Annotated in this window: 6 protein-coding genes; 1 reads left to right on the forward strand and 5 read right to left on the reverse strand. The window is 56.1% G+C overall.

Annotation, left to right across the window (positions count from 1 at the left end; all coding sequences use genetic code 11):
• Window positions 1–144: 144 nt before the first annotated feature.
• The 4 genes from LKE08_RS02225 to LKE08_RS02240 all read right to left on the reverse strand — a co-directional run bounded on the left by LKE08_RS02225 (window position 145) and on the right by LKE08_RS02240 (window position 4,249).
• Complete coding sequence (locus LKE08_RS02225) at window positions 145–618, reverse strand: EVE domain-containing protein (protein WP_324702559.1); 474 nt, start codon at window positions 616–618, stop codon at window positions 145–147.
• A 149-nt stretch (window positions 619–767) separates the two neighbouring features.
• Window positions 768–3,158 (reverse strand): FHA domain-containing protein, encoded by a 2,391-nt coding sequence (locus LKE08_RS02230; protein ID WP_324702564.1) that lies wholly within the window; start codon window positions 3,156–3,158, stop codon window positions 768–770.
• Window positions 3,159–3,464: 306 nt separating this feature from the next.
• Window positions 3,465–3,767 (reverse strand): hypothetical protein, encoded by a 303-nt coding sequence (locus tag LKE08_RS02235; protein ID WP_324702560.1) that lies wholly within the window; start codon window positions 3,765–3,767, stop codon window positions 3,465–3,467.
• Between the two features lie 356 nt (window positions 3,768–4,123).
• Window positions 4,124–4,249 carry a hypothetical protein gene (locus LKE08_RS02240; RefSeq protein ID WP_324702561.1) on the reverse strand — a complete coding sequence of 42 codons (126 nt, stop codon included), beginning with the start codon at window positions 4,247–4,249 and terminating at the stop codon, window positions 4,124–4,126.
• Between the two features lie 426 nt (window positions 4,250–4,675).
• Between LKE08_RS02240 and pgl the strand changes: the two genes are divergently transcribed.
• Window positions 4,676–5,398, forward strand: coding sequence for a 6-phosphogluconolactonase (pgl, locus tag LKE08_RS02245; RefSeq protein ID WP_324702562.1), 723 nt, complete (start codon window positions 4,676–4,678; stop codon window positions 5,396–5,398).
• A gap of 378 nt (window positions 5,399–5,776) precedes the next feature.
• On the opposite strand, the gene LKE08_RS02255 is transcribed toward pgl, so the two are convergent.
• Window positions 5,777–5,914, reverse strand: a complete 138-nt coding sequence (locus tag LKE08_RS02255) for a hypothetical protein (RefSeq protein WP_324702563.1) — start codon at window positions 5,912–5,914, stop codon at window positions 5,777–5,779.
• Window positions 5,915–6,216 lie beyond the last annotated feature (302 nt).

Consider the following 6,216-nt stretch of genomic DNA (forward strand, 5'->3'; position numbering starts at 1 on the left):
AAACCCTTATAGAAAAGCCGTTTCAGTTTCCGACTCCCTAATACCGACTGCCGAGGACCGCGCGCAGCGCTATAACCGACGACATCAAAGATTTTTTATGAACGCCGATCGCCGGCGCAATTCCCTGACGGAAGACCGCGACACTTACCAAGGATTGGCGGGCGAATTCAATTTCAATTTCAGAATGCGATCATAGATGTCCGGGGCGATCGGCATCACCGACAGGCGGTTGCCCCGGCGCACCAATAAAAGTTCGTCCGGGTCGAAATAATTCTTGAGTTCGGCGAGGGAAATAATTTGAGGAAACCGCTCGACAAATTCCACCCGCACCGTCTGCCAACGGGGGGATTCCGGCGTCGCTTTGGGGTCGTAATACGGACTTTTTTCGTCGAACTGGGTCGGATCGACCAGATGGGCTTCGCTGACTCGCACCAATCCCACAATTCCGGGAATTTTCGTGTTAGAATGGTAAAAAAAGCAGAAGTCGCCGACTTTCATTTGCTGCAAAAAATTTCTAGCCATGTAGTTGCGAACCCCATCCCAAATGCAAGTGCGATCGCGCCTCATTTCTTCAATACTGTACGTCGTCGGTTCGGACTTCATCAGCCAATAGTTCATGATCAAAAAAACCCCACATCAAGAGCGTTCAATCGGGCGATCTGATTGTAACTCTACCGCCCGGGAGGGTCGCCAAAGATCCGCTTTTCTTAAACAGTGTGGGAGGGGGGTTTGGAGGCGGGGGGGAATGGCAAAGCGATCGCCCCCTTTCACAACAGATCTTTCCGCTTCTGAATCCCCAAAGTCAACCCCCAATAAACCAGTAGGTGCAACCCCAACATCCCCCAATTCAGCAACAAATTTTCCCAACTCGGATCGTAAACCAACGAGGCTTCAAACGGTTGCGATACGATCGCCCCGTCCGGAAGGGTGACGGGGGGTGGAATCAGCGCATTGACATCCACCAAAGCGCCGTAGGCCCCCATGGACCAGCGTCCGACCGTCAGCCACGACAAAATCCGGCCGATTCCCTCCATTTTAAACAACACCCCAGAAAATATAATTTGTGGCAACAATAGCAGGGGCAGGGCACTATTCGCCTGGGCGCCATTTTTCACGCAGGCCGACACCAAAATTCCCAGACCCATCGCGGCAATTAAAGTCAAAAAAGTCGTCGCCAGAGCCCCCACCAGCCAGGGCATGAAAGAGGCTTCCGGCCAAGGGAATGCGATCGCGATGACGGCGACCATCAGCAGAGTTTGCAAGACCGCCAACCCCGACAAAATCAAGAATTTCGAGCCCAAATAGGGGATCAATCTCAAATTCACCAACCGCTCGCGGGCGTAAATCGCCGCCTCCTTCACCAACTCCTGCAAAGAACTCGAAAGGCCGACCCAAATCGCCGCGCAGGTGAGCACGAACAGCACCTGTCGCGCCAGGGAAGCCAGTCCAATATCCGGTTCGCCGACGAAGGGATCGCGATCGCCGATCGCCAGGCGGATCAACAAAATCCCCGCCGGCGCCGTCAACACATTCAGCGCCAAATTCGGGGGGTCGCGGCGGATCAATTTAAAATAGCGATCGCTCAGGATCGAAAGCTGTTCCCCCACCGAGGGCAACTTCCGACTCGGCGGCGCGGCGTTGGGGTCGCGGGGGATATTTTCGACACTGAGATGGTTGGCGACGTAATGTTGAAATTGGGAAGATTTGCGAAATTGCAAGGACCAATCCTGGGCGATCGCCTCCCCCTCTTCCAACAGGTTGTAAATATCGGCAAAATCCCCCGTTTCCAAGTCAAAAAACTCGAACGCCTCCGCCGGGGGTCCGAAATAGCACAGCCGTCCCCCCCGGCCCAAAAACACCACGCGATCGCACATCATCATGTTCGCCGTGGCGTGGGTCACCAAAATCACCGTCCGCCCCTGATTGGCCAGACGGCGCAACAATTCCATCATTTTTTTATCCAACCCCGGGTCTAGCCCCGAGGTCGGTTCGTCCAGAAAAAATAACTTCGGGTCAGCCAACAATTCCACCCCGATGCTGACCCGCTTCCGCTGCCCCCCGCTGAGTTGCCGCACCGTGGCGTCCCGGTGGTCCAGCATTTCGATTTCGTAGAGGGTTTTATTGACGGTCGCCGATTCGTCCGCGTCCGGGGGGAGTCGCAGTCGCGTCGCGTAGGCCAGCACCTCCCCCACCGTCAAATCCCCGTGGACGATATCATCCTGGGGGACGTAGCCGATCTGGGTGCGGTAGAGGTTGAAGTGGCGGTGCAGGTCTTCGCCGTTGACGTAAACCGTCCCCTTGGTGGTGGGGCTGATGCCCAACAGTGTCCGCATCAGGGTGGATTTTCCCGCGCCGGAGCCCCCCACCAGGGCCACGAACTGTCCGGGTTCGATGGCGAAGGTCAGATCGCTCAACAGGACTTTGGCTTTTCCCCGGCGGTCGCGCACCAACCGCAGCAGGCGCTGGGCGTCGAGGCGGATGCGATCGCCGAAATCCATCAGTTCCAGGGCGTCTCCCCGGCGTCTGAGGGTGAACGGACCGACGCGGATCGTGTCGTTGTCGAGCAGGCGGGTGGGCCGTTCGACCCGCTTTCCGTTTACGAACAGGCCGTTGGCGCTGTAGTCCCGGATGATGTAGTGGCCGCGGCCGTCCGGTTCGATGACGGCGTGGCGGCGGGACACCAGGGGGGAGTCGAGTTGCACCGAGGCTTCGGCGTCCCGGCCCAGGAGCACGGAACGGTTGGCCAGGGAAAATGTCGGGGGTTGGGGGGAAACGGGGGCGATCGCGTCTTCGGGGTCGAAGTAGCGGAGGCGGACCTGGTTTTTGGGGTTCTGGCCGATTTTGATTTCCACCCCGTTGCGGAGGCGGTGGCCGTCGGCGGCGGTGATGCGGGTATGGTTCAAAAATAAACCGTTGGTACTCGGTTGCTGTCCGTCGCCGTCGTAGATCTCATAGGTGTCGCCGACGCGCCGCAGCACCGCTTGGCGGGCCGAAATCACCAGCCAAGTCTCCGGGACGACCAGATCGGCGCGGGTGCGATCGCGGCCAAAAACGTGCCGGTTCTGGGTGAGCGCAAAATTGAGGATTTGCCCCTGATTGTTGAGTTCCAAATAGGGCGGCGTGTTGGCTGCGCGCGGCTTTTCCGTCAAACCCGTCATGGCTCCATCCCCCAGTCCGAATGGGTCAAGCATACCAAAATACGGGTGTGGGGTGTAGGGTGTAGGGTGTAGGGTGTAGGGAGGAGAGAGAAATTTCGATACCTCCGCACCTCCGCACTTCTAACTGCTAACTCCTCCCGCAGGGTTTCGGGTTCTGTTCACCGTTCGCGTAGCGTGCCGCAGGCAAACAGAAATGCAAATAGAGGATGTCAAAAGGGCCGATCCGACCCGATGAACTGTGGCGATCGGGTTGAAGGGCCCCCAAGGGTTTTAACATTTGTTGATTGTCGGGGAAACGGTCGGGTTTCAGGCGATGTTGCTGGCTGAAAGTTGGCGGTGGCCTTCGATCGCGTCAATTTGCGCTTTGATTTGCTCCAAATTCGGGGAAATGAGCTGCTGGTCGGTGAGGTGGTCGTAGGCTTCCCAGGCGCCGGTCACTTCGCTGTCATACCAAAGAAACCAGTCCCGGTACAATTCGCCTTCGCTGATGTCGGGGCACAGGGCTAACCAATCGTCTCCGGTGAAGCGATCAACTTCTTCGGCGATCGAATACAGCCAAGAATTGGATTGGGTGGCGGAACTTTTTTCGGAATAGGTGATAGCTGTCATCGGTTTTGATTTCCATTCAATAATTTTAATTTAGTTGGAGTCCGACGACTGCCCCCCCCAAAATTGTGACACTCTTTCAACTGTGACAGGGGTGCGAAGTCCCGGGTCGGGATCGGGAAGTGCGATCGCGGGTCGCCGTCGGACACTTGAGAAAGTGGCACATTACTAAGGGTTTGAACGGCAAAAGACTGGGCGCTTGTCGGACACCTGACGGGACATCGGCCGGCGTTTCGTTCCTTTCCCCTTCTCGAAATTCCATTCCGGAGCGATCGCCCAAACCCTCGCGGAAGCCTCACCCGACGGGCGCTCGGGCCGATGCCAATCAATCCGGCGGGTCATTTCCGACGTTCCCTCCTTCAAGCGACTCGGGTTTCAGTTTTTTTTTCTTCGGATTTGATGACGACCCACTTGCCGGTATCCGGGTCTCGGTAAGCGGTGAAGGGATTGGGTTTGAGTTTGTTCTCACGAGGTTGAATATCCATCTGCTTATCTCGGGGGAAAACCGCACTCGACCGGCGAGGATGGAGTGGCGGGAGGAACGGGGTGGGTTCGGATCGGGGTGCGACTGGTATCACCCCAAAAACAATACCCTATTGTCTTGATTATTGGCCGAAATCTGTTTTGGATACCGTGATGTGATGCCGCCGCCGGGGTGAAATTGATCGGCTGTAATGGGTGATAGAAAACACAGTAAAGATGTGATCTGACATCCGTGGTTTCTCGGAGGGGAGCTCCGTGTCGCCGCCGGACGAGGGACGGTTTTCGAGGCCGATGCTTTGCGATCGCAAGTGTCGCGCTTCGGTATTGACGGCTGTTTCTATTCCCCATTGCCTATTCCCCATTGCCTATTCCCTATTCCCCACCCGCGGCGCTATATTTGTGCACAGCGCATTCTAATCCCCCCCACCATGAAAAAAATTGTCGAAATTCTGGCCGACCGGGAGCAACTCGTGGCGCGATCGCACGAAATTCTCCTCGCCAAACTCGCCGAAGCCGTTCAAACCCGGGGTCAATTCACCCTGGCCCTGGCCGGCGGCGGGACACCAAAGCCCCTCTATGAAGCCCTGGCCGGGGATGACCTCCCCACGGACAAAATTCACATTTTCTGGGGAGATGAGCGCTACGTCCCCCCAGATCACCCGGACAGCAACCAAAATATGGCTCGGCAAGCCTGGTTGGATCGGGTGGATTTCCCGGAAGGCAACCTGCACCCGATGCCCACCGGGGCGGGAGATCCGGCGGCGGATGCCGAGCGTCACGATGCTGAATTGCGATCGTTTTTCGGGGTGGCGCCCGGGGAAGTCCCCAGTTTGGACGTGATTTTGCTGGGGATGGGGGACGATGCCCACACGGCTTCCCTATTTCCCCGCACTGAAGCGTTACAGGTGTGCGATCGCCTGGTGACGGTGGGCGACAAAGACGGCCAACCCCGCCTCACGTTCACCATTCCCCTCCTCAACAAAGCCCGCTGCGTCCTGTTCCTGGTGGCGGGGGAGAGTAAGCGATCGGCCCTCGCCCAGGTGTTCGCCCCCGAGGCAGATGCCGACGCCTACCCCAGCCGATATATCCGGCCCGAGGGGGAACTGTGGTGGCTGCTGGACGAAGCGGCGGGGAAATCAATTGATCATTGATAATTAACAATTAATAATTAATAATTGTTCCTTCCGTTACGGGTTTAAGTCGCCGAATTGTGCTCGGTATCGGGCGAGTAAGGCTTCCAATTCTTCCGCCCGTTGCCGTTCGGTTTCCGCCCGCTGCCGTTCGGTTTCTGCCCGTTGATGTTCGGTTTCCGCCCGTTCCTCCGCTTGCTGTCGAGCTAGAGTTTCCTGTTGCAGTGCCTCGGCTAATTCGTCGGGAATTAATAATTTCTGGCCGTCATCTTGGCGGTAAAACCCAATTAATTTGCCTTCTATAGCAGTGCGCGCTCGTATAGTTACAAAAGCTATAAAAGGGAGTCGGTCGTAGGGAGATTGATCATTCCCGGCGTGTAACCACGCCAGCGCTCGTTGCTATACCTGCAACTTTAAGCCCAAAACTTCGCTGCAATTATCCGCGATCGCCTGATAACCGTCTTCCACCAGACGGTAACCGTCCGCACTGGGATAAATAATTTCGGTTTTTTGAAGAAGGGGGGAAACTGCCGTCATTTTTCCTGGCTCCGCACCTTTATTGGGTCATTATATGCGATCGCCATTGAAATTTCAAATTATCCGAATTAGTAAAGTTAATTGTAGTAGACCGACAAAGCTAAAAATGTGCTGGATTCGTAGGGTGGGTTATGTGGCTTAAACCTATGCTGTGAAAGCGATCTATAAATCCGCCGTAACCCACCGTTTAAGGTGTGTCATTCCAGTAGTAGACCGTTTCGGCTAAAATGAGGCAAAATTCAAAACGGAGCATCGGGCATCTTGCCTGTGGATTCAGATCCGATCGCCTCATTTAAGATGAA

The sequence above is a fragment of the Lyngbya sp. CCY1209 genome (genome assembly GCF_035615495.1).
In the GTDB taxonomy this organism is placed as follows: Bacteria; Cyanobacteriota; Cyanobacteriia; order Cyanobacteriales; family Microcoleaceae; genus Limnospira.

Coding starts and splice junctions, on each gene's coding strand:
- LKE08_RS02225 (WP_324702559.1), bottom strand. CDS start 618: ATGAACTATTGGCTGATGAAGTCCGAACCGACGACGTACAGTATTGAA.
- LKE08_RS02230 (WP_324702564.1), bottom strand. CDS start 3,158: ATGACGGGTTTGACGGAAAAGCCGCGCGCAGCCAACACGCCGCCCTAT.
- LKE08_RS02235 (WP_324702560.1), bottom strand. CDS start 3,767: ATGACAGCTATCACCTATTCCGAAAAAAGTTCCGCCACCCAATCCAAT.
- LKE08_RS02240 (WP_324702561.1), bottom strand. CDS start 4,249: ATGGATATTCAACCTCGTGAGAACAAACTCAAACCCAATCCCTTCACC.
- pgl (WP_324702562.1), top strand. CDS start 4,676: ATGAAAAAAATTGTCGAAATTCTGGCCGACCGGGAGCAACTCGTGGCG.
- LKE08_RS02255 (WP_324702563.1), bottom strand. CDS start 5,914: ATGACGGCAGTTTCCCCCCTTCTTCAAAAAACCGAAATTATTTATCCC.